General features: G+C 64.1%; 22 protein-coding genes. 11 read left to right on the forward strand and 11 right to left on the reverse strand.

Annotation, left to right across the window (positions count from 1 at the left end; genetic code table 11):
- Window positions 1–20: 20 nt before the first annotated feature.
- Window positions 21–836, reverse strand: a complete 816-nt coding sequence (locus CO664_RS01470) for an alpha/beta hydrolase (RefSeq protein ID WP_037420689.1) — start codon at window positions 834–836, stop codon at window positions 21–23.
- 136 nt (window positions 837–972) lie between these two features.
- Here CO664_RS01470 and CO664_RS01475 point away from each other — a divergent pair, with 136 nt between their 5' ends.
- Window positions 973–1,884: a LysR family transcriptional regulator gene (locus CO664_RS01475; RefSeq protein WP_037420686.1), complete on the forward strand. Its 912-nt coding sequence runs from the start codon at window positions 973–975 to the stop codon at window positions 1,882–1,884.
- A gap of 15 nt (window positions 1,885–1,899) precedes the next feature.
- Here the strand turns inward: CO664_RS01475 and CO664_RS01480 are convergent, their stop codons facing one another.
- From CO664_RS01480 to dapD, 3 genes are all read right to left on the reverse strand, one after another.
- Entirely contained in the window at window positions 1,900–3,801 is a 1,902-nt protein-coding gene (locus CO664_RS01480) for a DEAD/DEAH box helicase (RefSeq protein WP_097537759.1), read from the reverse strand.
- Window positions 3,802–3,954: 153 nt separating this feature from the next.
- A complete protein-coding gene (locus tag CO664_RS01485; RefSeq protein ID WP_037420680.1) occupies window positions 3,955–4,338 on the reverse strand; it encodes a DUF805 domain-containing protein in 384 nt (127 codons plus the stop codon).
- A gap of 2 nt (window positions 4,339–4,340) precedes the next feature.
- Window positions 4,341–5,198, reverse strand: a complete 858-nt coding sequence (gene dapD / locus CO664_RS01490; RefSeq protein ID WP_037420677.1) for a 2,3,4,5-tetrahydropyridine-2,6-dicarboxylate N-succinyltransferase — start codon at window positions 5,196–5,198, stop codon at window positions 4,341–4,343.
- Between the two features lie 303 nt (window positions 5,199–5,501).
- On the opposite strand from dapD, the gene CO664_RS01495 reads away from it, so the two are divergent.
- Window positions 5,502–6,401 carry an LOG family protein gene (locus tag CO664_RS01495; RefSeq protein WP_037378215.1) on the forward strand — a complete coding sequence of 300 codons (900 nt, stop codon included), beginning with the start codon at window positions 5,502–5,504 and terminating at the stop codon, window positions 6,399–6,401.
- Between the two features lie 15 nt (window positions 6,402–6,416).
- Here CO664_RS01495 and CO664_RS01500 read toward each other — a convergent pair whose 3' ends face one another.
- The gene (locus tag CO664_RS01500; RefSeq protein ID WP_097537760.1) at window positions 6,417–7,130 is read right to left on the reverse strand and encodes a pyrimidine 5'-nucleotidase; all 714 of its coding nucleotides are present in this window, start codon (window positions 7,128–7,130) and stop codon (window positions 6,417–6,419) included.
- A 158-nt stretch (window positions 7,131–7,288) separates the two neighbouring features.
- Between CO664_RS01500 and CO664_RS01505 the strand changes: the two genes are divergently transcribed.
- The 4 genes from CO664_RS01505 (at window position 7,289) to CO664_RS01520 (ending at window position 10,980) form a co-directional block, all read left to right on the forward strand.
- Window positions 7,289–8,089, forward strand: coding sequence for a sterol desaturase family protein (locus CO664_RS01505; protein ID WP_176536472.1), 801 nt, complete (start codon window positions 7,289–7,291; stop codon window positions 8,087–8,089).
- Between the two features lie 49 nt (window positions 8,090–8,138).
- Window positions 8,139–9,053, forward strand: coding sequence for an EamA family transporter (locus CO664_RS01510; protein WP_037420672.1), 915 nt, complete (start codon window positions 8,139–8,141; stop codon window positions 9,051–9,053).
- A gap of 74 nt (window positions 9,054–9,127) precedes the next feature.
- On the forward strand, window positions 9,128–10,207 hold the full coding sequence (locus CO664_RS01515) for a trifunctional transcriptional activator/DNA repair protein Ada/methylated-DNA--[protein]-cysteine S-methyltransferase (RefSeq protein ID WP_097537762.1): 1,080 nt from the start codon (window positions 9,128–9,130) through the stop codon (window positions 10,205–10,207).
- Window positions 10,204–10,980 carry an isocitrate lyase/phosphoenolpyruvate mutase family protein gene (locus CO664_RS01520; RefSeq protein ID WP_097537763.1) on the forward strand — a complete coding sequence of 259 codons (777 nt, stop codon included), beginning with the start codon at window positions 10,204–10,206 and terminating at the stop codon, window positions 10,978–10,980. The genes CO664_RS01515 and CO664_RS01520 overlap by 4 nt, the downstream gene beginning before the upstream one ends.
- A gap of 191 nt (window positions 10,981–11,171) precedes the next feature.
- Here CO664_RS01520 and argB read toward each other — a convergent pair whose 3' ends face one another.
- Window positions 11,172–12,059, reverse strand: coding sequence for an acetylglutamate kinase (argB, locus tag CO664_RS01525; RefSeq protein WP_097537764.1), 888 nt, complete (start codon window positions 12,057–12,059; stop codon window positions 11,172–11,174).
- A 192-nt stretch (window positions 12,060–12,251) separates the two neighbouring features.
- Here argB and CO664_RS01530 point away from each other — a divergent pair, with 192 nt between their 5' ends.
- A complete protein-coding gene (locus CO664_RS01530; protein WP_037420659.1) occupies window positions 12,252–12,965 on the forward strand; it encodes an anti-sigma factor in 714 nt (237 codons plus the stop codon).
- A 129-nt stretch (window positions 12,966–13,094) separates the two neighbouring features.
- Here CO664_RS01530 and CO664_RS01535 read toward each other — a convergent pair whose 3' ends face one another.
- The 5 genes from CO664_RS01535 to rpmH all read right to left on the reverse strand — a co-directional run bounded on the left by CO664_RS01535 (window position 13,095) and on the right by rpmH (window position 16,919).
- On the reverse strand, window positions 13,095–13,634 hold the full coding sequence (locus CO664_RS01535) for a DUF1269 domain-containing protein (protein WP_037420656.1): 540 nt from the start codon (window positions 13,632–13,634) through the stop codon (window positions 13,095–13,097).
- Between the two features lie 135 nt (window positions 13,635–13,769).
- Window positions 13,770–14,423: a ribosome biogenesis GTP-binding protein YihA/YsxC gene (gene yihA, locus CO664_RS01540; protein WP_037420653.1), complete on the reverse strand. Its 654-nt coding sequence runs from the start codon at window positions 14,421–14,423 to the stop codon at window positions 13,770–13,772.
- A 164-nt stretch (window positions 14,424–14,587) separates the two neighbouring features.
- Window positions 14,588–16,366 carry a membrane protein insertase YidC gene (yidC, locus tag CO664_RS01545; RefSeq protein WP_172900160.1) on the reverse strand — a complete coding sequence of 593 codons (1,779 nt, stop codon included), beginning with the start codon at window positions 16,364–16,366 and terminating at the stop codon, window positions 14,588–14,590.
- Window positions 16,366–16,764 (reverse strand): ribonuclease P protein component, encoded by a 399-nt coding sequence (gene rnpA / locus CO664_RS01550; RefSeq protein WP_176536473.1) that lies wholly within the window; start codon window positions 16,762–16,764, stop codon window positions 16,366–16,368. The genes yidC and rnpA overlap by 1 nt, the downstream gene beginning before the upstream one ends.
- A gap of 20 nt (window positions 16,765–16,784) precedes the next feature.
- A complete protein-coding gene (gene rpmH / locus CO664_RS01555; RefSeq protein WP_012706673.1) occupies window positions 16,785–16,919 on the reverse strand; it encodes a 50S ribosomal protein L34 in 135 nt (44 codons plus the stop codon).
- A gap of 326 nt (window positions 16,920–17,245) precedes the next feature.
- Here rpmH and CO664_RS01560 point away from each other — a divergent pair, with 326 nt between their 5' ends.
- The 4 genes from CO664_RS01560 (at window position 17,246) to CO664_RS01575 (ending at window position 23,279) form a co-directional block, all read left to right on the forward strand.
- The gene (locus tag CO664_RS01560) at window positions 17,246–19,243 is read left to right on the forward strand and encodes a methyl-accepting chemotaxis protein (protein WP_097537766.1); all 1,998 of its coding nucleotides are present in this window, start codon (window positions 17,246–17,248) and stop codon (window positions 19,241–19,243) included.
- 287 nt (window positions 19,244–19,530) lie between these two features.
- Window positions 19,531–20,331, forward strand: coding sequence for a TVP38/TMEM64 family protein (locus CO664_RS01565; RefSeq protein ID WP_097537767.1), 801 nt, complete (start codon window positions 19,531–19,533; stop codon window positions 20,329–20,331).
- Between the two features lie 19 nt (window positions 20,332–20,350).
- The gene (locus CO664_RS01570; RefSeq protein ID WP_097537768.1) at window positions 20,351–21,775 is read left to right on the forward strand and encodes an FAD-dependent oxidoreductase; all 1,425 of its coding nucleotides are present in this window, start codon (window positions 20,351–20,353) and stop codon (window positions 21,773–21,775) included.
- A 22-nt stretch (window positions 21,776–21,797) separates the two neighbouring features.
- Window positions 21,798–23,279, forward strand: a complete 1,482-nt coding sequence (locus CO664_RS01575; protein ID WP_097537769.1) for a HAMP domain-containing sensor histidine kinase — start codon at window positions 21,798–21,800, stop codon at window positions 23,277–23,279.
- Window positions 23,280–23,405 lie beyond the last annotated feature (126 nt).

Genomic DNA, 23,405 nt, shown 5'->3' on the forward strand with positions numbered 1-23,405 from the left:
CGGCTCTAAAAAATGTCTGCTTACTTCTGTGTGGCCTTCGCTCCCGCCTTCTCGAAGAAGCGGGAGAAAATGCCGGATATGATTTCTTCCTGTTCGGGCCAGCTTTTCTGGGCCGAGACATTGGCCGGGACCCAGGCGGCACGGCCGGGCAGGACGTGCATCTCCACCGGAACGCCGGCTGCGCGCAGGCGCTCGGCATAGGCCTTTGCCTCGTCGCGCATCGGACACTCCTCACTGGTGACCACGAGGGCCGGAACGAGACCGCCGAGCCGGGTGCAATGGCCGGGCGCCGCGTAAGGGTGGGTCAGGCCGCTGCCTTCACCGAGATATTGCTGCCAGCCGTCGGCGATCGATTGGACCGAGCTCTGCGGACAGAATTTGCGGAACGACGGCGTCGCCAGGCAGGGGTCGAGCAGCGGTGACAGCAGGATCTGGCCCTTGAGGTCGGTCAGAAACTGGTCCCGCGCCATCAGCGCCAAGCCGGCGGCGAGGTTGCCGCCTGCCTCCTCGCCGGCGACGAACAGCAGCGACTTCTTGTGCGCGAACTGCGGGCAGCGGCTGCGCATGGAAGCCAGCATGGCATAGGCGGTGTCGAGAGCCGCCGGAAACGGGTTGAGGCAGGCCGACGGATATTCCGGCGAGACGACGACCGCACCGGCAGCGGCGAGGGCCCCGGCAACCTTCTCTCCGGCCGCGACCGAATCTCCCGTGAAGCTTCCGCCGTGCAGATGCAGAACGACCGGCGGCGGCGCGAGCAACGACGCACCCTTGTAGACGCGTGCGCGGCACGAGCCCTGGCCCGTCTGCATCGTCTCTTCGGTAAAATGCGTGTCCATCTCTTGCCTCGACAATGGGTGAATCCCTAGATGAGGGACAACCCGCGACGGTCACATCCTAACATTGTCTTTCTTCTGGAATAGTCCGTGGGTGTTGATTACACTATTCGGTATTTCGAACAATTGGCTATTGAAAATGGACCAGCTTACGGCCATGCGCGTGTTCCTTCGAGTGGTGGAGACCGGCAATTTCACCCGGGCCTCCGCCTCGCTCAACATGCCGAAGGCGACCGTCACCAATCTCATTCAAGGCCTGGAGGCGCATCTTCGCACCAAGCTTCTCAATCGCACGACCCGGCGGGTTCTGGTAACGCCGGACGGTGCGCTCTACTACGAACGCGCCGCGCGCCTGCTCTCCGACATTGACGAACTGGATGGCAGCCTGTCGAGTGCCCAGAGCCTGCCGAAGGGCCGGCTGCGCGTCGAAACCGCGAGCGCCTTCGCCAATCTGATCATCATTCCGGCGCTCCCTGAGTTTCACCGCAAGTACCCCGATATCCAGATCGATCTCGGCGTGTCCGACCGCAACGTCGATTATCTGGCCGAGAACGTCGATTGTGCGATCCGTGGCGGTGCGCTGACGGACCAGTCGCTGATCGCCCGACGCATCACGGAGATGAAGTTCATCACCTGCGCCACGCCGGATTTCCTCGAAAGGCACCCGGCGCCGCAGCATCCCTCCGACCTCGAGAAGAACTGCTATGCCGTCGGCTATTTCCGGCCCACCACCGGTCAGCAGATGCCCTTCCACTTCCGGCGCGGCAGCGAGGAAATCGAGGTCAATTGCCGCTATACAGTCGCAGCGAACGAGGCGACGACCTATGTCGCGGCCGCGCGGGCGGGGATGGGCGTCATCCAGGCGCCGCAGTTCATGGTGCGCGACGATCTCCGCGCCGGCACCATGGTCCCGGTGCTCGCCGATTGGCAGGTCGACCCGATGCCGATCTATCTGGTCTATCCGCCGAACCGGCATTTGAGCAGCCGGCTGCGCGTCTTCGCCGACTGGGTTGTGAAAGTGGTCGCGCAATCGCAGCTCGACGGCGCGTAACCCGAGAATGCGAAGTCAGGCTTGCCGGCTCTTGGCGTTGTTGCGCTTGGCTTTCGGCTTGAAGTCGCCGGCCGCCTTTCTCGCGTCAGGCTTCCCCTTCTTCTTGCTCCAGGCCTTTTCGTCGCGCCTCTCCGGATGCGCGTCCTGGCTGACGGGCGGCTTCTTCTCGTACTTGCGTTTCGGCTGAAAGTCGTTGTGGCCACGCTCCGGCTGAGCCTCTGCCGGCCGCGGCCGCTTTTTCGCGAATTCTTGCTTGTCGTCGCGCCGCCGCGAGCCGTCCGGGGCGCCCGGCAGCGACTTGACGCGAATGCCCTTTTCCAGTGTCCGGTTTGGGCCGATTGCGGAGAGGAAGCGCTCGGCGCCCTCGGCAGTCAGCTCGACATGGGTTTCCTCCGGCTGCATGCGGATTGCGCCGATGTCGCGCTTGCTGAGCTTGCCATGGCGGCAGAGCATCGGGATGAGCCAGCGCGGTTCGGCGTTCTGCTTGCGCCCGACGGAGAGCGAGAACCACTGGCCGTCTGTGAAGTCCGCGCGCGGCGCGGGGCCCTCGTCGCCGGTGAAAGCCGGACCGTCGCGGCGGCTTTTCTTCCGATCGTCCGCAAGCGAGACCTCGGAGAGCTCCTCGGGGGCGGAGTGCCGCGAGCGGAACTGCCGCACGAAGGCGGCGGCCAGCTTTTCGGCGCCATGGCGCGCGATCAGCGCCTCGACGATCGCTTGCTCGTCGTCGCGCAGCGCCTCGTCGAAGGCCGCGTCGGCAATCAGACGCTCGTCGTCGCGGCTTGTCACGTCTTCTGCCGACGGCGGCTTCGCCCAGGCGGCGGTGATGCGGGCGCCATCCAGGAGCCGCTCCGCTTTCCGCCGCTGATTGACCGGTACGATCAATGCGCTGACGCCCTTCTGGCCCGCCCGACCGGTGCGGCCGCTGCGGTGCAGAAGCGTCTCGGAATTGGTCGGCAGATCCGCATGGATGACGAGCTCGAGGCCCGGCAGGTCGATTCCACGGGCGGCGACGTCGGTGGCGATGCAGACCCGGGCACGGCCGTCGCGCATCGCCTGAAGCGCGTGGGTGCGCTCGTTCTGGCTGAGTTCGCCCGAGAGCGCGACCACCGAGAAGCCGCGATTGTTGAAGCGGGCCGTCAGGTGGTTGACCGCAGCGCGGGTCGAGCAGAAGACGATCGCGTTGCGGGCTTCGTAGTAGCGCAGCACGTTTATGATGGCGTTCTCCCGATCGCTCGGAGCGACGAGAAGCGACCGGTATTCGATATCGCCGTGCTGCTTTTGCTCGGATGCAACCCCGATCCGCACCGCGTCGCGCTGGTAGTTCTTGGCAAGCGTGGCGATCGAGCGCGGCACGGTCGCCGAGAACATCAGCGTGCGGCGTTCGGGCGGCGACGCCTCGAGAATGAATTCCAGATCCTCGCGGAAGCCGAGATCGAGCATCTCGTCCGCCTCGTCGAGCACCACGGCGCGCAGCGCCGAGATGTCGAGCGAGTCGCGGCGGATATGGTCGCAGAGCCGGCCCGGCGTGCCGACGACGATGTGGGCGCCGCGTTCGAGCGCGCGTCGTTCGCTGCGGATGTCCATGCCGCCGACACAGGACGCGATCGTCGCCCCGGCAATCTCGTAGAGCCATTCAAGCTCGCGCTTGACCTGCAGGGCCAGCTCGCGCGTCGGCGCGATGACAAGCGCCAGCGGCGCCTCCGGAGTGCCGAATTGCCTTGCCGTTCCGAGCAGCGTCGGCGCCAGCGCCAAGCCGAAGGCAACGGTCTTGCCGGAGCCGGTCTGAGCGGAAACCAGCGCGTCGGCGCCGTCGAGCGCCGGGTCGCGCATCGCCTCCTGAACCGGTGTCAGCGTGTTGTAGCCGCGTTTCGCCAATGCCGCGGCGATCGAGGGCGCGATCCCTTCGAACTCTGTCATGTCCTGTCTTTCGGATTTCGGTCGTCGCGCCGAAGACGAGCGGACCATAACTCGGGTCGTCCTCAGGCGTCGATAGCCGCGGCCAACGTCGCGGCCCTGTTCATTTGCGGGGCTACATACGCGTTGGGAGAGGGAATGTACAGGGCCGGATGGTCAACGCGCGGGGCCGTTGCGGCGCCCGCCGAACTCGTTGGCGCCTGGCGCGCCGGGCCAGAGACAGAGTGCGATGAAGACGATGGGGCTCAATACCGGGATGAACAGGCAGAGCGCGAGCGGGCCCGGATAGCCGATATCGTGCAGCCGCTTGATCGCCAGCATGGCGATCGAAATGGTCGAGGCGATGCCGGAGCCGATCACAGCCAGCGTCCAGAGCGCCAGCGCCGCGTCCTGGTCCTCGTATTTCAGCATCTGCATCAGGATGATGCCGCCGACGACGAACCAGAAAAGCCAGGAGAGAAAGAAGGGCAGGCGGCCGATCCGGCCGGAGGGGCTGAAGAACAGCCAGGTCATGCTCGGCTGCCGCCCCTCCTCGGCCATGATCAATCCCGGAGCAGTTCGTTGATGCCGGTCTTTGACCGGGTCTTCTCGTCGACCCGCTTGACGATGACGGCGCAGTAGAGGTTCGGCGCCGGCTGGCCGTTGGCCATGGTCGAGCCGGACGGCATCGAGCCGGCGACGACGACGGAATAAGGCGGCACTTCGCCATACATGACTTCGCCGGTGGCGCGGTCGACGATCTTCGTCGACTTGCCGATAAAGACGCCCATGCCGAGGACCGAGCCCTCGCGGACGATGCAGCCCTCGACGACCTCGGAGCGGGCGCCGATGAAGCAATTGTCCTCGATGATCGTCGGCCCGGCCTGCATCGGTTCGAGCACGCCGCCGATACCGACGCCGCCGGAAAGATGCACGTTCTTGCCGATCTGCGCGCAGGAGCCGACGGTTGCCCAGGTGTCGACCATCGTTCCCTCGCCGACATAGGCGCCGAGATTGACGAAGGAGGGCATCAGGACTGCATTGGGGGCGATATAGGCGGAACGCCGCACGACGCAGTTCGGCACGGCTCGGAAGCCGGCCTTCTCGAACTCGTTGACGCTCCAGCCGTCGAATTTGGACGGCACCTTGTCCCACCAGACCGACTCGCCCGGTCCGCCCTTGACGAGCTCCATGGGGTTCAGCCGGAAGGAGAGCAGCACGGCCTTCTTGAGCCACTGGTTGACGGTCCAGATCCCGTCGGCGCCGCGTTCGGCGACGCGCACCTTGCCGCCGTCGAGCAGGTTCAGTGCCGCCTCTACGGCGTCGCGTATCGGCCCGCGCGTGCTTGTGCTGACGGCCTCGCGATCATCGAAGGCGGTCTCGATCGTCTGCGACAGGGAGGCGAGGTCGTGGTTCGTCATCGGATTTCCTTATGTTCGCGTTGTCCAGCAAGCTCTACTGCATAATCCCTCGAATCGGAACCGATTAAAGGAGGGATTTGGCGGGCAATTCAGAGGGCGGCAGCCCCCATTCACGCCCGAAAAAAGTGCATCCTTGCGGCGCCCGGGTCCGAAAAGTTGAAGGGCTTTTCGGCCCGCTCTCCGAACGAGGGACTTGGCAAGCCTGCCCGTTTCCGGCAGAGAGACGCACTTATGGCTGAAAAGCATGAAAGAACATGTCCGGACGAGGTGCCGGCTGTTCGGAACACGACGGGACGAGGACATATGGGACGCATGAAGAAGCGCAGTTTGCGCGGCAAGGGCGGGGTTTGGGATCCGCTGGCAGACAGCTCGCAAAGCAGGCAGCGCGCCTCGACCGTTCCGCTGACGCCCCAATCGGCCTCTCCGACCTATCGGCTAGCCTATATCGACGACGATTTCCTGTGCCGCGAGGAACTGAGGCCCGTGCGCCTGCAGCTCGAGCTTCTGAAGACGGAGATGATGCTCGAGGAACGCGGCATCAACTCGACCGTCGTCATGTTCGGCGGCGCGCGCATTCCGGAACCGGGCGGCGAAGCCTGGGCGGCCAAGAACGAGACGCAGCGCAAGAACCTGGAAGCCGCTTCGGTCTATTACGACGAGGCGCGCAAGTTCGCGCGGCTTTGTTCCGAGCAGTCCGCCAAGCTCGGCCACAAGGAATATGTGATCGTGACCGGCGGGGGTCCCGGCGTCATGGAGGCCGGAAACCGCGGTGCCGCGGATGTCGGCGCACCGTCGATCGGCCTCAATATCGTCCTGCCGCACGAGCAGGCGCCGAACAGCTACGTCACGCCGGAGCTGTCCTTCAACTTTCACTATTTCGCCATTCGCAAGATGCATTTCCTGCTCCGCGCCAAGGCGGTGGCGGTCTTCCCGGGCGGCTTCGGCACGCTCGATGAGCTGTTCGAGACCATGACGCTGATGCAGACCGGTCGCCTGGCACTCGTGCCGCTCGTTCTGTTCGGCGAGAAGTTCTGGCGCTCGATCATCAATTTCGAGGCGCTCGCCGAATTCGGCACGATCGCCCCAAACGATATCGACCTCTTGCATTTCGTGGAAACCGCCGAAGAGGCGTGGCAGATCATTGCCCGCTTCTACGAGTCGGTGGATCCCCACGCCGTGCCTATGGCGTCGGGCAGGCGGTAGGGTTCGGGCGGGCGTTTAGTCCGCCGCCACCACGCGGCGCAGGAAGCCGGCGAGATCCTCGGTGACGTAATCGATCTGCTCGTCGGCGTCGCTCGAGGTCTCCCAGGCTTCCGCGAACTCATATTCGAGATTGCGCGGCACCAGCAGGATGGTCGTCATGCCGAGGGCCTTCGGGACCAGCAGGTTGCGCGGCAGGTCCTCGAACATTGCTGCATGCTGCGTGTCGACGCGGTGCAGGCTCATGAACTTGTCGTAGGTATCGCCGGCCGGCTTCGGCAGGTAGCCGGCGGCGACGATGTCGAAAATGTCGTCGAAATGGTCGAGAATGCCGAGCGCGCGGGCCGTCATCTGCGCATGGGCGACGCTGCCATTGGTGAAGATGAACTTCCGGCCGGGGAGTGCCTTGATCGCCTCGCCGAGATCGGGATTTGCCGGCACCACGCTGTAGTCGATCGCATGCGCCCGTTCGAGAAAATCGTTCGGATCGATGCCGTGATGGAGCATCAGGCCCTGCAGGGTCGTGCCGTGATCGCGGTAATATTCCTTCTGCAGCTTCTTTGCCTCCGAGGGCTCGAGCGACAGGAGTTCGGCCACATAGGCCGTCATGTTGCGGTCGATCTGCGCGAAGAGATTGACGTGATGCGGGTAGAGCGTGTTGTCGAGATCGAAGACCCACTCGGTGACATGGGCGAATTCGGCGTAGGTCGGCAGGCGGTCGAGCTTTTTCATGAGCGGGTTATGACATGGGTATGGGCGGCGGCAAACGAGAAAATGCGTCCCCCGCCTCAGAGGCCCGCCTGCTGCCGTGAACATTTCTACTTTGAATTGTCAAAGAGGCATGGCATCTTCCGCCCGGCGCAGCTTTCGCTCGGGGGATGCAGGTGCTGATGTCGGACGAACTGTTCTATCTCATGTTTCTGTTCGGATTCTACGCCACGACGGTCGTTACCTATTTCGCCCTCGGCTACGGCCTGACCTGGGTCAACGACCGCAATCCTGAGCGGAAGATTCAGAAGGGGCGCGGTTCCGACAAGCGCCGCAAGGCGGAAATCCGCCAGAGCCTGGCGTCGATGTTCAGCTCCTGCCTGCCGCTGACGATCGGCCTCTACGCCCAGCAAAAGGGCTGCGCGCCGGCGCCTTGGGCCTTCAGTTGGTGGACGGCGGTGCCGCTCTTTGTCCTGTGCATGTTCCTCTACGATACCTGGTTCTATTTCATGCACCGGCTGCTGCACACCAAGTGGCTCTATCCCCTGCACGCACTCCATCACAAAAGTGTCGCACCAACGATCTGGAGCACCTATTCGGAGGATGTCTTAGACAATTTTCTACTGCAGGGCTTTTCAGCCGTCATCGTTTTCGTCATTCCGTTTCCGCCGGCGATTCTCATCGGACAAAGACTGTTCGAGCATTTCAACGGCATGTTCGGGCACTGTGGCTTCGAGTATTTCGCCTCATCGACGACGCGTTATCCGTCCCCTTTGTTGTCCACGACGTTCCATGACCAGCATCATTCGGGGTTCCGTTACAACTACGGCAACTATTTCTCGTTCTGGGATCGTGTGCTGGGCACGATCTCGCCGAGCTACGACCAGCGCGTGAAGACATTCGAGGAGGACGGGCCGCCGCTCGTATTCGGTCACGCCATCGATCTGGCGGAGGTCCAGGAAAAGCGGACCGAAACACCGTAGCTCCACGGAGTTCTTGGCAATGTCCTGACCTGCGTGCTAGCTCGCAACCATGGAAACCTGGGTTCTCATCACCATCGGCGCGGCCTTTCTGCAGAATATCCGCTCCTCCATGCAGAAGCACCTGAAGGGCGCCATGGGCACGACCGGCGCCACCTTCGTGCGCTTCGGCTTCGGACTGCCCTTCGCGCTCCTCTATCTCCTCCTGCTCTGGCGCGTTTCGGGCCACCCTCTGCCGGTGCCGAACGGCTCCTTCTTTATCTGGGCAATCATCGGCGGTTTGGCGCAGATCGCCGCGACATTCCTGCTCGTTCACCTCTTCTCCTTCCGCAACTTCGCGGTCGGCACCGCTTATTCCCGCACCGAGCCGGCCCAGGCGGCGCTCTTTGGGCTGATCTTTCTCGGCGAAAAGGCAAGCCAGGGGACGCTGGTGGCGATCGCCATCTCGGTGGTCGGGGTCATGCTGATCTCCGTTGCCCGCACGACGCTCAGCGCCCGGTCGCTGCTGACCTCGGTCTTCAGCCCGACCGCGGCGATCGGCCTGCTCTCCGGCACGTTCTTCGGGCTCTCGGCGGTGTCCTATCGTTCGGCCTCGCTGGCGCTGGCGCCCAGCCTGCCGGCGCCGGACTATATGATGCAGGCGAGCTTCACGCTCGGTTTCGTCATCCTGCTGCAGACCGTCGTCATGCTCCTTTGGATCGTCGCCCGCGAGCCTGACGAGTTGACGCGGATCGGCGCGGCCTGGAAGCCCGCCTTCATCGTCGGCTTCGTCGGCGCCTCGGCGTCCTTCGGCTGGTTCATGGCGATGACGCTGCAGCAGGCGGCGATCGTCAAGGTGGTGGCGCAGGTCGAGATGCTGTTCACCTTCGCCTCGTCCTTCTTCGTCTTCCGCGAATGGATCAACAGGCTCGAACTCGTCGGTTGCCTGCTGATCGTGCTCGGCGTCGTGATGCTGCTCGTGCTCTAGTCGGCGCATTCCGATGTAGAATAAGCGCCCGAATTTCGGCGGAAGATTCAATCATAGGGTGCTACAACGCGGGCATGCTTTTCGATTTGCCGAACGACGACATCCTTTACGACGCGCTGCTGGCCCGCAGTTCCGACTATGAGGGCCAGGCCTTCGCCTGCGTGAAGAGCACTGGCATCTTCTGCCGGCTTTCCTGCCCGGCCCGCAAGCCGAAGCGGGAGAACACCCTGTTTTTCGACAGCATCGCGGCCTGCGTCAATTCGGGTTTCAGGCCCTGCGAGCGATGCCGGCCGCTGGAGGAGGCTGCCGGCAAGGAGCCGCTCGTCGAACAACTGCTGAAGCTCCTCGATCGGCATCCGGACCGTCGCTGGACCGAGGACGACCTCGTGCGGCGCGGTCTCGATCCGTCGACCGTCCGCCGCACGTTCAAGCGAAGCCTCGGCGTGACCTTTCTCGACCTCGCCCGCCAGCGGCGCATGGGGGAGGCTGCGCGGCAGCTTTCCGCCGGGGCGAGCGTCATCGCGGCGCAGGTCGATGCGGGCTACGAGTCGCCAAGCGGTTTTCGCGCTGCCTTCGCGCGGCTGATCGGCGAGGCGCCGGCGAAGGCGCAGGGCCGTGAACTGCTCTTTGCCGATTGGATCGACACGCCGCTCGGGCCGATGGTAGCGGTCGCCGACCAAACGCACCTGCACTTGCTCGAGTTCCACGATCGCAAGGCTTTGCCCGCCGAGATGGAGAGGCTGAAGCGAACGGCGCGGTCGGCCGTCGTGCCGGGCAGGACGCCGCCCATCGAGCAGATCGAGACGGAACTCAAGGCCTATTTCGCCGGACTGTCCGGTGAGTTTCTGACGCCGCTCGCTCTCGACGGCAGCGCCTTCGAGCGGCAGGTATGGGCGAGGCTCATGCAAATCCCGATCGGCGAGACGCGATCCTATAGCGACATTGCCCGGGAAGTCGCTACCATTGAGACTGTGCGGGCCGTGGCGAGAGCCAACGGCGCCAACTGCATCGCGATCGTTGTCCCATGCCATCGCTGCGTCGGCGCGGACGGATCGCTGACGGGATACGGTGGCGGCCTCGAGCGAAAGCAGTGGCTGCTTCGGCATGAAGGAAAGATGAGACCTGTCGGACTGTTTACGGAGGAGATGCGATGAACCAGGAGGAAAGGGCGCGTGCCTTTCAGGCGCTGCACCGCAAGGGCGATCCGATCGTTCTTTACAATATCTGGGATGCGGGCAGTGCCCATTGCGTGGCCGAGGCCGGCGCCAAGGCGCTGGCCACGGGGAGCTGGTCGGTGGCGGCCGCGCATGGTTTCGGCGACGGGCAGAAGATCCCGCTGCAATTGCTGGTCGAGATCGCCCGCGAGATCGTCGCGGCGACCGACCTGCCGCTGTCGGTCGATTTCGAAGGCGCCTATTCGGAAGACCCGGCCCAGGGTGCCGCCAATGTGGCGCAACTGATCGATGCCGGTGCAATCGGCATCAATTTCGAGGACCAGATCGTCGGCAAGGGCGGGGTTCATCCGATCGACAAGCAGGCGGCCCGCATCCGGGCGATCCGCGACATGGCGGAGCGCCAGAACGTGCCGCTCTTCATCAACGCCCGCACCGACCTGTTCCTGCAGGAAAACGATACGACGCGCCATGCAGGTTTGCTGGAGGGTGCGATCACCCGTGCCAAGGCCTATGCCGAAGCGGGGGCGAGCGGCTTCTTCGCGCCGTGGCTCGTCGATGTCGACCTGATCGGCAAGCTTTGCGCTGCGTCGCCGCTGCCGGTGAACGTGATGATGCGGCCCGGCGCGCCGGACCTCGCCACTCTTGCCGCCGCGGGCGTCGCTCGGGTCAGCTACGGACCGTTTCCCTACCGGGCAATGATCGCCTGGCTGCGCGGCGAGGCGGAGAAGGTGTATGAGGGCCCTAGGAAGTAGGTCGGGGCGGAAGCGCTCGTAAGAGGGAACTGCCCCTCATCCCGCTGCCGCGACCTTCTCGCCACAAGCGGGGCGAAGGGGTATGCCGCGCCGCCTCAGTTCCCTCTCTCCGCGCGCGGGGAGGGGGTTGGTCCTCGGGTTAAACCCGGGTTAAACCCGAGGAGAGGGGCAATTCTCGCGAGTCGGCCGCCTTACGGCACGATCAGCGTGCCGGCGCCGCGTTCGGTGAAGATCTCCAAGAGCACGGAATGAGCGGTCTTGCCGTTGAGGATGACGACGCCCTGGACGCCGGACTTGATCGCCTCCATGCAGGTCTCGACCTTGGGGATCATGCCGCCGGAAATCGTGCCGTCGGCGATCAGCGCGTGCGCCTGGGCGACCGAAAGCTCCTTGATGAGATTGCCCTGCTTGTCGAGAACCCCCGGAACGTCGGTCAGGAACAGGAGGCGCGTCGCGTTGAGCGCGCCGGCAATCGCGCCTGCGAAGGTGTCGGCGTTGATGTTGTAGGTATGGCCGTCACGGCCGGGGGCCACCGGCGCGATCACCGGGATCATTTCCGAGCGCGCCAGCAGATCGAGGAGCGTGCGGTCCACTTCGACCACTTCGCCGACGAAGCCGAGATCGAGGACGCGTTCGATATTGGAATCCGGGTCCTTGATGGTCTTGCGCGCCTTTTCCGCAAAGACCATGTTGCCGTCCTTGCCGCAAAGGCCGATCGCCCATTCGCCGGTCTGGTTGATGAGCGCGACGATCTCCTTGTTGATCGAACCGGCGAGCACCATTTCGACGATCTCGACGGTTTTCTCGTCGGTGACGCGCAGGCCGCCCTCGAACTTCGATTCGATGCCCATCTTGTTGAGCATGGCGCCGATCTGCGGGCCGCCACCGTGGACGACGATCGGGTTGACGCCGGACTGCTTCAGAAGCGCGATGTCGCTGGCGAAGGCGCGCCCGAGCTCGGGATTGCCCATGGCATGGCCGCCATATTTGACGACGATCGTCTTGTTCTCGTAGCGCTGCATGTAGGGCAGGGCCTGAGCCAGCAGGCGTGCCTGGATTTCACTTTCTGATGCGGACATGGCGACCCTCGAAATATACCGGCTGCTATCTAGCGCATGTTGCCCGCTGATGGAATGATCCAGGCAACACAAGTCGCCGAAGATTGGCGCCGGTCCATGGCGAAAAACCGGCCGCCTGCACGATTGACGAGATTTGTGATTTGACCGATCCTGCTACGGTGCAATCTCTCGAATGTGAGAGAACATGGAACGATGACCACGCAGAAGCCCGAGAGCGGGGATTCTCGCCGCGATGAGGTGATCGCCGGGGAATACGTGTTGGGCGTCCTGTCCGCCGAGGACCGCCGCAAGGTCGAAGCGCGCATGGCGACGGACAGGGATTTTGCGGCAATGGTTCTCCGCTGGCGCAACAATCTCGCCACTTTCGATACGGCCTATGAAACGATCGCGCAGGCGCGCGCCTTGCCTACCGCCGAGCACCGGGCGTTCGAGGCTCAGGCGGGGGCCGACGATTCCATCGGATTGTGGGATTCCTTGTCGTTCTGGCGCAGCCTCGCCTTTGCCTCGCTGGCCGCCGTCGCGGTCCTGATGGTCTCTTTGGCGGGGCTGTTCGGCGGCGGATCGGGCGGTCGGCCGTTGCTGGCCGAGCTTTCGGGCGAGGGCAATGCGATCGGTTTCGTCGCAACCTTCGATGTCGGCTCCGGGCGATTGCGCCTGACGCCGGTCGCGGCAGGCGGTGACGGCGAAAGATCCCTCGAGTTCTGGCTGCTGCGGGGCAGCGACCCGGCGATCTCCCTCGGAGTGTTGCCGCAGTCCGGCGAAGGCGAGTTCCGGGTTCCTCCTGCCATGCGGACGAAGATAACCGAAGGCTCGACGCTTGCCGTCAGCCTCGAGCCGCGCGGCGGTTCACCGACCGGCTTGCCGAGCGGCCCATTCCTCGCCCGCGGCACTGCCGGCTATCGCTGACCTCGCGAGACATGCCGGCAATGCTTTTAGACCTTCATCCGGCTGCCGCAACCTTCTCCAGCGCCGCGCGTCCAATTGGACGCGCACACGCCGCGGCTGGGAGTGGGGGTTTCTTCATCAACTGAAGAGTTAAAAGCTCCCCGCCTGCGGCGACGGCGTCTGTGCCTCGGAGAGGGCGGCCTGCAGTTTCTGCTCCTGCTCCGGCGAGAGCGAAGTCTTCAATACGCGGCCGCGAAGCCCCGAGAGTTCGGCCAGAACCTTCTCGGGCTGCACCTTGCGCACTAGGATGAAAAGGGCCGACGAATTGTTCGGGATCGTGCTGCCGAGCGACTTGATGAATTCGTCGTCGATGCCGTAGTCGGCAAGTGAACCGGAGAGGGCTCCGGCGCCTGCGCCGAGCGCGCCGCCGATGGCAAAGCCGGCGAGCGGGTTCAGGAAAAGCAAGCCGACAAGTCCACCCCAGAGCGAGCCTGACAGAAGACCCGAGGCGGCACCGACGGTGGTGAGATTGAGGCTCTGCTTCAAATGCACCTTGCCTTCGGCGTCGCGCACCACGACGACCGCGTCTTCGAGATCGATCAGATATTCCTTCTTCAGGCTGTGGAGCTTCAGGAGGACCCGGTCGGCCTCCTCCGGCGTGTCGAAACCAATGACAATCAAGTCGGACATCTCTCTCTCCTCTGACCGTGAGGCGACGAGCACCTGTCGTCGCCAGCGAGGAGATAGAGCGGCCGAAGTCGCCGGGTAGTGAGTTGCGGCAGATGTCTTTGGCGGCACCGGCGACCGGTGCCGCGCATGACGGTTTTAGCGCAGGACGGCCTGCTCGATCGCCGTGCGCAGATCTTCGATCCCGGCGCCCTTCTCCGACGAGGTCGACAACACCTCGGGATAGGCGGCCGGCCGCTTCTTGATTTTCTCGAGCGTTTCGGCGACCAGCCGCGGTACGCCGGCGGCCTTGATCTTGTCGGCCTTGGTCAGCACGATCTGGTAGGAGACCGCCGCCTTGTCGAGGAGCGACAGCACTTCCTCGTCGTTCTTCTTGATGCCGTGGCGTGCGTCGATCAGCAGGTAGACGCGTTTCAGCGTCGAGCGGCCGCGCAGATAGTCGAAGACGAGTTTCGTCCAGGCATCGACCTGCTCCTTCGGCGCCTGGGCGTAGCCGTAGCCGGGCATGTCGACGAGCGCCATCGGCGGCAGATCATCGGCCTCGCCGGAATAGCCGTCGGGCACGAAATAGTTGAGTTCCTGGGTGCGGCCTGGCGTGTTGGAGGTGCGGGCGAGCCCTTTGTGTCCGACGAGCGCATTGATCAGAGAGGACTTGCCGACATTGGAACGTCCGGCAAAGGCGATCTCGACCGGGCCCTCGGGCGGCAGGAATTTCATCGCCGGCACGCCGCGGATGAAGATCCATGGCCGGCCGAAGACACTCGAGGCGTTCTGATTGTTCTTCCCGGACATGTCCTGACCTTCCTCTTTGCCGGGCCGGCATCGGGCTTTTGGCCCCGCTTGTCAAGCGCAGCCGCACCTTCGGCCGCCGCGGCGGTTCCTCTCACGGGAAATGAGAAAGCCCCGGGTCTTTGTGATCCGGGGCCGCAAACTGGCGCAGGGGAGCGAAGTGCCGGCTATTCCGCCGGTTTGGGTTTCTTGGCGAACATCCCCTTCAGGTTGTCGAAGAGCTCGATCTTCACGCCCTGGCGCTTCATGATGATTCCCTGCTGAAGGATCGACAGGGTGTTGTTCCAGGCCCAGTAGATCACCAGACCCGCCGGGAAGGACGCCAGCATGAAGGTGAAGACCAGCGGCATCCAGGTGAACAGCATCGCCTGGGTCGGATCCGGCGGCGTCGGGTTCATGCGCATCTGCAGGAACATCGTGATGCCCATGACGATCGGCCAGATGCCGAGATGCAGGAAGGCCGGCCCGTCGAAGGGAAGCAGGCCGAAGAGATTGACGATCGTCGTCGGATCGGGGGCGGAGAGATCCCTGATCCAGCCGAAGAACGGCGCGTGACGCATCTCGATGGTGACGTAGATCACCTTGTAGAGCGCGAAGAACACCGGAATCTGGATGAGGATCGGCCAGCAGCCCGCCAGCGGGTTGATCTTCTCATCCTTGTAGAGCTGCATCATCGCCTGCTGCAGCCCCATGCGGTCGTCGCCGAACTTCTTCTTCAGTTCCTCCATCTTCGGCTGGACCTTCTTCATGTTCGCCATTGAGGCATATTGCTTGTTGGCGAGCGGGAAGAAGATCAGCTTGACGACGATCGTGGTGATCAGGATCGCGATGCCGAAATTGCCGAACAGACGGAAAAAGAAGTCCATCATTTTGAACATCGGCTTGGTGATGAAGTAGAACCAGCCCCAGTCGATCAGCTTGTCGAAATTGGGAATCGCGTAGGCCACTTCATAATTGTCGACGACCGGTACTTCCTTGGCGCCGGCGAAGACAAGGTTCTTGACCTCCGCGGCCTGCCCCGGGGCGACGGTGATCGCATCGCTCTTGTAATCGCTCTGGTAACGCGGGCGGCCATCGGCGAAGTGAGAGAAGCGGATGTCGAAGGGCGTCTGCTGCGGCGGCACGATCGTCGCAGCCCAGTACTTGTCGGTGATGCCGAGCCAGCCGCCGGTCGATTTGCCCGGTTCGACCGGCTGGTCGTCCTCGACCTTCGAATAGCCCACTTCCTGTAGGCCGTTTTCGCCGGCGACCCCGATGAAGCCCTCGTGCAGCACGTAGATGCTCGGAGTCGTCGGCTTGTTGAAGCGCGTCACCCGGCCGTAGGAGGAAAGCGAGGCCGGCGCGGAGCCCGCGTTCTTGATGCTGTCGACGACCTGGAACATATAGCGATCGTCGACCGAGATGGTCCTCGCGAAGGTGATGCCCTTGTCGTTGGTGTAGGTGAGCGTGACGGGCGTTGCCGGCGTCAGCTTGTCGCCGCCCGAGAGCGTCCACACTGTCTGCGGGCCCGGCACCGAGCCGGTCGCGTCGCTGCCGATATAGCCGATCTCGGTGAAATAGCCGTCGGCGGTTTCTGCCGGACTGAAAAGGGTGATGACCGGGCTCTTCGGGTCGACTGTCTCGCGGTACCCCTTGAGCTTCAGGTCGTCGAAACGGGCGCCGGTCAGGTTGATGGAGCCGGAAAGCGCCGGCGTGTCGATCGCCACGCGTGCAGACTTGGCGACCGCCTGATCGCGGCTTTCGCCGGGGACCGCGCCGCCCGGCAGTGCCTGGCCGGGCGCGGCGGGCTCGCCGCCCTGCTGGGGCTGCGCGTGCTGCGTCTGCTGGGCATTTTCCGCAGCGATCCGCTCCTTTTCCATCCGTGGATTGACATAGAAGAACTGCCAAGCGACGAGGATCAGCACCGAGAGCGCTATCGCCACGAAATAATTGCGGTTGTTTTCCATCATGGTTTCCTGGAACCGGCCGGCGGCCGTTTCGGTTTCGGCTTGTTTTCGATGCGATCCTTGAGCGCCCGGGTCAATGCGTCAAAAGGTGCATTCAGGAGATCGCGTCGGGCGACAATCACATAGTCGTGTCCGGGTTTCATTGCAAACCCGGCGGACAGCCGCACGGCTTCTTTAAGGCGTCGGCGCATGCGGTTTCGCTCGACGGCACTGCCGTGTTTTTTGGTGACGGTGAAGCCGACGCGGGCCTCGCCTTCCGGATCGTCCCGGTCAAGCACTTCAAGGAGGAAGTGCGGCCCTTTTCGGGCTTCTCCCGCCCTGACCGCCAAAAACTGCGGACGGCTTTTCAGCCGTCCGACAGTGGTCTTGTCTTTTTCTGACGTCATGTGCCCAAACAATGCTTTCGGGCAGCTTCGGCTCAGGCCGAAAGACGCTTGCGGCCTCGAGCCCGGCGGGCTGCGAGGACCTTCTGGCCACCCTTGGTGGACATGCGTGCACGGAAGCCGTGACGGCGCTTGCGAACAAGCTTGGACGGTTGGTAGGTACGCTTCATTTATTTAATACCGCGGTGTGCGGCCCTTCTTGGGTTTGCAATTTGCAAGAGCGTTTACGTTACCGGGCATGGCTCCGCTTTCGCGCGGCTTGACCGGACGTGCGCGGCTTATAAGGACAAATGTCCGGTAAAGTCAATTCCCGCCACTTTTCCCCCGCGCAAAGCCGAGCAGAAGGCGATATCGATCGGGGAGACGCCTCGTTCCGGCACATTTCATGAAATGCTGAGGTCTTTGTTAACCTCCGGTATTTTAGAATTTACTGAAACGTGTATACCGCGTGCCCATGCTCGCTAGGCGTGAGTGGCGGCGGCGAGGAGAGCAGGAAATGAGAATTCGCGGAAAGATCTACCTGATCGTCGGCATCATGGGCCTGCTGGCGATCGCCATCACCGGCATGTCGTTGATGATCGTATCCAGATACAACGACGAGCTTCAGCAACTCCAGAACGCGTCCGAACGGAGCTTCAAGGGCGAGCGGCTCAATCGCCTGGTCACGGCCGTGGTGATGGAGTCGCGCGGCGTCTACGCCGCACCGACGATCGAGAAGGCAACCCCTTTCGCCGAAGGCATCCTCAAGAACCTCGACAAGATCGACGCGCTGCTGAAGGATTGGCGGCCGCTGGTTCCGGCCGACAGGCTGCCGGCCTTCGATGCGGTCGCCAAACGGGCCGAGGAATTCAAGACGTTCCGCACCGAAACCGCGCGGCTCGGCCGGGAGGTCTCGCCGCAGGCCGCCAACGAGCAGGGTAACAACGAGGCGAACCGCGCCAACCGCAAGGCTTTCCAGGCGGAGATCGACGTCGTCGTCGACGCCGACCGTGAGTCGCTTCAAGCCATCAACGATGAGATCGCCGCCTTCGAAGACGCCGTCGTTCTCGTCCTCCTCGGCATGGCCGGCCTCGGCATGGCTGCCGGCATAGGTGCGGCCTTCTATATCGGCACCAATCATCTCAGCCGGCCGATCGTCGACTTGACCGGCCGGATGAAGCTGCTGGCCAGCGGCGACCTCTTGGTCGATGTGCCCTTTGCCGGGCGCAAGGACGAGATCGGCGACATGGCGGCGGCCGTCGAAGTCTTCAAGCAGAACGGGCTCGCCGTGCGCGAGTTGAATGCCCAGGAAGCGGCGCTGCGCGAAAAGAGCGCCGACCTCCAGTCGAGCATCGGCATCGTCGTTGCGGCCGCGGCCGCCGGCGACTTCGCCCAGCGCATCGGCAAGGATTACGACAACGACGATCTGAACCGCTTCGCCGCCAGCGTCAACGAGCTCGTCGGCAGCGTCGACAGCGGCATCGCCGAAACGCGTCGGGTGATCGCGAGCCTTGCCGCCGGCGACCTGACGCAAAGCATGGACGGCCGCTTCCAGGGTGCCTTCGCCGAACTGCAGAAGAATGTCAACGAGACGTTCTCGACCCTGCAGAAGACCATGCGCGAGGTGCGTTCGGCGACGGATTCGATCAACGGCAACGCGTCCGAGTTGCGCTCGGCAGCCGACGACCTGTCGAAGCGGACCGAGCAGCAGGCGGCCGCGCTGGAGGAGACCTCCGCCGCCCTCGACGAGATCACCGCGGCGGTGAAGAGTTCCACCGAGCGGGCGCATGAGGCCACCGTCATGGTGACCGAGGCGAAGGAAAACGCCGCCGAATCCGCCTCGGTTGTCCGCAATGCCATCGAGGCAATGGGGCGCATCGAGCAGGCTTCGAGTGAGATCGGCCAGATCACCAACGTCATCGACGAGATCGCCTTCCAGACGAACCTGCTGGCGCTGAATGCGGGCGTCGAGGCGGCCCGGGCGGGGGACGCCGGCAAGGGTTTCGCGGTCGTCGCGCAGGAGGTCCGCGAACTCGCCCAACGCGCCGCCAGCGCCGCCAAGGACATCAAGGCGCTCATTTCGAAATCCGGCAGCGAGGTGGCGACCGGCGTCAAGCTGGTGCAGGCGACCGGCGCCGCGCTCGGTGAGATCGAGACGCGGGTGCTGAAGATCAACGATCACATCCATTCGATCGCCACCGCCGCACGCGAGCAGTCGACAGGGCTCGGCGAGGTGAGTACCGCCGTCAACCAGATGGATCAGGTGACGCAACGCAACGCCGCAATGGTCGAGGAGGCGAATGCGGCGACGCACAAGCTTTCCGCCGAAGCGAACGGTCTCGCCACGCTCATCACCTATTTCAAGGTCGAGCGCGAGCCGGCGCGTGCAGCCAGCCCGGCCAGGGAGACGAGTCGCCCGGTCGCTTCGCCCGCCCGCCGCATGATCGGAACGGTCGCCCGCGCCTTCGGCGCCGGTTCGGCCGCCGCGGCCCGCAGCGAATGGGAAGAGTTCTAGCGCATCGGCCCGAAAATCGGAGGCGATTTTCGGAAAGCACGATGTTCAAGTGTTACAGCGTCTTTTGCGCGTCTGAAAAGACGCGGGCGCTGTAAGCGTCGGCACGGCAGACCCGAGCGATCTCAAGGAGCCGCCGGCCGCCGGCCGCGGGCTCTTTTCGTCTCACGGCAAAGTGAGTTGTCATCGCCGCCCTTTCACAGTGACGTTTGAGGGCGCGACCATTCTTTACTGGTCCGCGGCTCGGAGTCCTTTTAAGTCAGGAGCAAGTCTCGTCGAAAGCAAAGTTCATGAGCCAGGATGTCAGCAACAGGGCGGAAGAAGGAGCGGCCCTGAGAGTGTCGCCGGGCCGGAAGGACGATGTTTTTGGAGGGGGCCGGTCGTCGCGCTGGCGGGTCGTGCTGCTGGCGCTGTTGTTTGCGGGCGGAGTGGCCGCCTACGCCCTCGGGCTGCAGAACTATGTTTCGCTGTCGGCGCTCGTCCGTCATCAGGAGGCGCTGAGCCTCCATGTCGACGCCTATCCGCTTCGCTCGGGCCTCGCCTTCTTCGTCCTCTATGTCGCGGCGGTGGTCTTCTCAATCCCCGCGGCGTCGGTGCTGACGATGGCCGCCGGCTTTCTGTTCGGCCCCTTCCTCGGCGGCGCGATCACTGTTCTTGCCGCTACCTTGGGCTCGAGCCTCCTGTTCCTCGCGGCGCGCGGCGTCCTCGCCGATCTCTTGCGCCGGCGTGCCGGACGCTTTCTGGAGCGCCTCGCGGGAGGATTCCGGCGCAATGCATTCCTCTACCTGCTGGTCTTGCGGCTGGCGCCGATCTTTCCCTTCTTCATCGTCAATATCGCGCCGGCCTTCTTCGACGTGAAGCTGCGCACCTTCGTTTCCGCCACCCTCATCGGCATCGTTCCGGCTACCTTTGCCTATGCGTGGCTGGGCTGCGAACTCGATGACGTGATCGCCCGCGCCGGCGAGAGCGGCCACGCGCTGTCGCTTTCGGATTTCGCCACCAAGGAAATTTCGCTCGCCCTTCTCGCGCTGGCCCTTTTTGCGGCATTGCCTCTGGCCTACAGGCTAATAAAGTCACGTCGACAAGGCTGATGGCGGGAAGGCGGGCGGCGTGGGGAAGCTTCTTAATCCGGACATCTGCGTGATCGGGGGCGGGGCGGCCGGCCTGTCGCTTGCCGCCGGTGCGGCCGCCTTCGGCGTTCCGGTCGTTCTCGTCGAACAGGGCAAGATGGGTGGCGACTGCCTGAACTACGGCTGCGTGCCCTCGAAGGCGCTGATCGCGGCGGCAAGACGGGCGCAGGCGATGCGCCAGGCCGGCGAATTTGGCCTCCTGTCGGCGGAGCCCTTCATCGACGGCGAAAGGCTGCAGGCGCGCATCCGCTCGGTGATCGAGGGCATCGCGCCGCATGATTCGGTCGAGCGCTTCTCCGGCCTTGGCGTAGAGGTCATCCAGGAGCCGGCCCGCTTCGTCGACGGCCGAACCGTCGCCGCCGGCGATCATCTCATCCGCGCCCGGCGCTTCGTCATCGCCACGGGCTCCTCGCCCGCCATTCCGCCGATCGCCGGCCTGGCGGAGACGCCGTTCCTGACCAACGAATCGCTGTTCGACTTCACCCCTCTGCCGCGCCATCTCGTCATCATTGGCGCCGGGCCGTTCGGTCTCGAGATGGCGCAGGCCCATTGCCGATTGGGAGCCAGCATCACGGTCGTCGAAAGGGCGGACGCCTTGTCGAGGGAGGACCCGGAACTGAAGGCGATCGTGCTCGATGCTGTCCGCGCTGAAGGCGCAGTGCTGCACGAGAGGACCGACATTCGCTCGGTCGAGCGCGATGGCAAGGGGATCCGGCTGCATTGCGTGGGCGAAAATGCCGCCTTCGACATCGATGGCAGCGATCTGCTGCTCGCCGCGGGCCGCACCGCGAATCATGCGGCCCTGAACCTTGGTGCGGCCGGGATCCGCCACGATGCGCAGCGGATTTTCGTCGGCGCTGACCTGCGCACCAGCAACCGCCGCGTCTATGTGATCGGCGACGCGGCCGGCGGCCTGCAATTCACACATGCCGCGAACTATCATGCCCGGCTCGTCCTGCAGCAAATCCTCTTTCGACTGCCGGCGCACGAAATCCGGGACATCGTTCCCCGGGTCACCTTCACGGACCCGGAAATTGCCCAGGTTGGACCGACTGAGGAGGAGGCGCGCGCAAGCTTTAGCGCGATTGACGTGGTCCGTTGGGACCTGGCAGGAAACGACCGGGCCCGAACGGACGGCCTGGGCCGGGGGATGGTCAAGGTCGTGGCCGGCCGCGGCGGGCGCATTCTCGGCGCCGGGATCGCCGGCGCCGGTGCGGGCGAGATGATCAACCTTTGGGCTTTCGCCATTGCCAACCGGCTGACACTCAAGAATTTTCGCGACTATGTCGCGCCCTATCCCACCCTTTCCGAGATTGGAAAACAGGCGGCGATCTCCTATTATTCTCCACTGGCGCGAAATCGCTTCGTTCGCTCCGCGATCCGCATCCTGCGGCGTTTCGGCTGAGGGCAGGGAATAGTCACTGGTGATGGTAGAAGACGCACGTCCGGCCAACGAGAGTGCGCCGCCGCGAGCGGCCGTCGGATTTCTGCGCGGACTCTCCGGCAAGCTCCTCTTGCTGACGATCGCCTTCGTCATGTTGGCGGAGGTGCTGATCTTCGTGCCCTCCGTCGCCAACATGCGCATCCGCTGGCTCGAGGACCGGCTGAACACCGTGGCCGCCGCCGCCGTCGTCGTCGACGGGCTGCAGAACATCGAGCTGCCGCGCGCCGTACAGCGCGAGACCCTGATGGCCACCGGCACCAAGGCGATCGTCATCCGCCGCAAGGATGCCTCGCGGATGATCGCGACCGTCGACATGCCGCCGGCGATCGACCGCGAATACGACATCGCCAATTTCACGGCCCTCGGGGCGATCCGCGACGCGTTCGACACGCTGCTTTTCGGCGGCAGCCGCATCATGCGCGTCTACGGGCCGCTCGGCGAGAGCGATGCGACGATCGAGCTGGTGATGAAGGATGCGAGCCTGCGCAAGGCCATGCTCGTCTATTCGCGCAACGTCTTCCTGCTGTCGATCGTCATTTCGCTGATTACCGCGGCGCTGATCTTCCTCGCCATCAACCGCATGCTGATCGTGCCGATAAAGCGCCTGACGGCAAGCATGCAGGAGTTCTCCGACGAGCCTTCGAGCCCCGAACGCGTCCTCGTGCCGCCCGACGGCGGCGACGAGCTGGCGGTCGCCGGTCAGCACCTCGCCAGCATGCAGCGCGAGTTGCAGAAGACCTTGAAGCAGCAGAAGAGCCTCGCCGAGCTCGGCCTTGCGGTGTCGAAGATCAACCACGACATGCGCAACATCCTGTCCTCGGCGCAGCTCATCTCGGACCGGCTTGCCGATGTCGACGATCCCGTCGTCAAGCGCTTTGCGCCGACGCTGCTCAGAACCATCGACCGCGCCGTCGGCTATACGCAGGAGGTTCTCTCCTACGGGCGGACTGCGGAGGCCGAACCGCATCGCCGCTTCGTGGCGCTTCGCCCGCTCGTCCAGGATGTCGGCGAGCTCCTGGCCGTTGACCGCCAGAGCGGCATCGAATTCGACGTCCAGATCCGCGACGACATCCTAGTCGATGCGGACAGCGAGCAGCTTTTCCGCGTCGTCCACAATATCTGCCGCAATGCCGTCCAGGCACTGACGAACCACCAGCCGGAGAACGGCCGCCCGAGGGTGGTCTCCGTCTCGGCGGTGCGGACCGGCAGCGTCGTGACGATCTCCATCGAGGATACCGGCCCGGGCATGCCGGCCAAGGCACGCGAGAACCTCTTCGCGGCCTTCCGCGGCTCGGCGCGCTCCGGCGGCACCGGGCTCGGCCTGGCGATCGCCCGTGAGCTTGTGCTCGCCCATGGCGGCACGATCGCGCTCGTCGAGAAGCCGACGCCCGGCACGCTGTTCCGCATCGAGCTTCCGGACCGCCCGGTGCGCCTCGATGCTTTCCGCGCCAAGGGACGCTCCTGACGCCTCTCCTGGGACCGGGATGTTAGCGCAACGCCGGCTTGTCCACCGCTGTCGCAAAAATGAAGTTTTTTGCCGAAAGGCGCTTGCAATCCCCGAAAGGACGCTTTAGAGGATCGCCACGCAAGC

The organism is Sinorhizobium sp. NG07B (genome assembly GCF_002532005.1).
In the GTDB taxonomy this organism is placed as follows: Bacteria; Pseudomonadota; Alphaproteobacteria; order Rhizobiales; family Rhizobiaceae; genus Sinorhizobium; species Sinorhizobium fredii_C.

Excerpts from the sequence above, each read along its gene's own strand:
- CO664_RS01470 (WP_037420689.1), bottom strand. The coding sequence starts at position 836 with ATGGACACGCATTTTACCGAAGAGACGATGCAGACGGGCCAGGGCTCG.
- CO664_RS01475 (WP_037420686.1), top strand. The coding sequence starts at position 973 with ATGGACCAGCTTACGGCCATGCGCGTGTTCCTTCGAGTGGTGGAGACC.
- CO664_RS01480 (WP_097537759.1), bottom strand. The coding sequence starts at position 3,801 with ATGACAGAGTTCGAAGGGATCGCGCCCTCGATCGCCGCGGCATTGGCG.
- CO664_RS01485 (WP_037420680.1), bottom strand. The coding sequence starts at position 4,338 with ATGGCCGAGGAGGGGCGGCAGCCGAGCATGACCTGGCTGTTCTTCAGC.
- dapD (WP_037420677.1), bottom strand. The coding sequence starts at position 5,198 with ATGACGAACCACGACCTCGCCTCCCTGTCGCAGACGATCGAGACCGCC.
- CO664_RS01495 (WP_037378215.1), top strand. The coding sequence starts at position 5,502 with ATGGGACGCATGAAGAAGCGCAGTTTGCGCGGCAAGGGCGGGGTTTGG.
- CO664_RS01500 (WP_097537760.1), bottom strand. The coding sequence starts at position 7,130 with ATGAAAAAGCTCGACCGCCTGCCGACCTACGCCGAATTCGCCCATGTC.
- CO664_RS01505 (WP_176536472.1), top strand. The coding sequence starts at position 7,289 with ATGTCGGACGAACTGTTCTATCTCATGTTTCTGTTCGGATTCTACGCC.
- CO664_RS01510 (WP_037420672.1), top strand. The coding sequence starts at position 8,139 with ATGGAAACCTGGGTTCTCATCACCATCGGCGCGGCCTTTCTGCAGAAT.
- CO664_RS01515 (WP_097537762.1), top strand. The coding sequence starts at position 9,128 with ATGCTTTTCGATTTGCCGAACGACGACATCCTTTACGACGCGCTGCTG.
- CO664_RS01520 (WP_097537763.1), top strand. The coding sequence starts at position 10,204 with ATGAACCAGGAGGAAAGGGCGCGTGCCTTTCAGGCGCTGCACCGCAAG.
- argB (WP_097537764.1), bottom strand. The coding sequence starts at position 12,059 with ATGTCCGCATCAGAAAGTGAAATCCAGGCACGCCTGCTGGCTCAGGCC.
- CO664_RS01530 (WP_037420659.1), top strand. The coding sequence starts at position 12,252 with ATGACCACGCAGAAGCCCGAGAGCGGGGATTCTCGCCGCGATGAGGTG.
- CO664_RS01535 (WP_037420656.1), bottom strand. The coding sequence starts at position 13,634 with ATGTCCGACTTGATTGTCATTGGTTTCGACACGCCGGAGGAGGCCGAC.
- yihA (WP_037420653.1), bottom strand. The coding sequence starts at position 14,423 with ATGTCCGGGAAGAACAATCAGAACGCCTCGAGTGTCTTCGGCCGGCCA.
- yidC (WP_172900160.1), bottom strand. The coding sequence starts at position 16,366 with ATGGAAAACAACCGCAATTATTTCGTGGCGATAGCGCTCTCGGTGCTG.
- rpmH (WP_012706673.1), bottom strand. The coding sequence starts at position 16,919 with ATGAAGCGTACCTACCAACCGTCCAAGCTTGTTCGCAAGCGCCGTCAC.
- CO664_RS01560 (WP_097537766.1), top strand. The coding sequence starts at position 17,246 with ATGAGAATTCGCGGAAAGATCTACCTGATCGTCGGCATCATGGGCCTG.
- CO664_RS01565 (WP_097537767.1), top strand. The coding sequence starts at position 19,531 with ATGAGCCAGGATGTCAGCAACAGGGCGGAAGAAGGAGCGGCCCTGAGA.
- CO664_RS01575 (WP_097537769.1), top strand. The coding sequence starts at position 21,798 with ATGGTAGAAGACGCACGTCCGGCCAACGAGAGTGCGCCGCCGCGAGCG.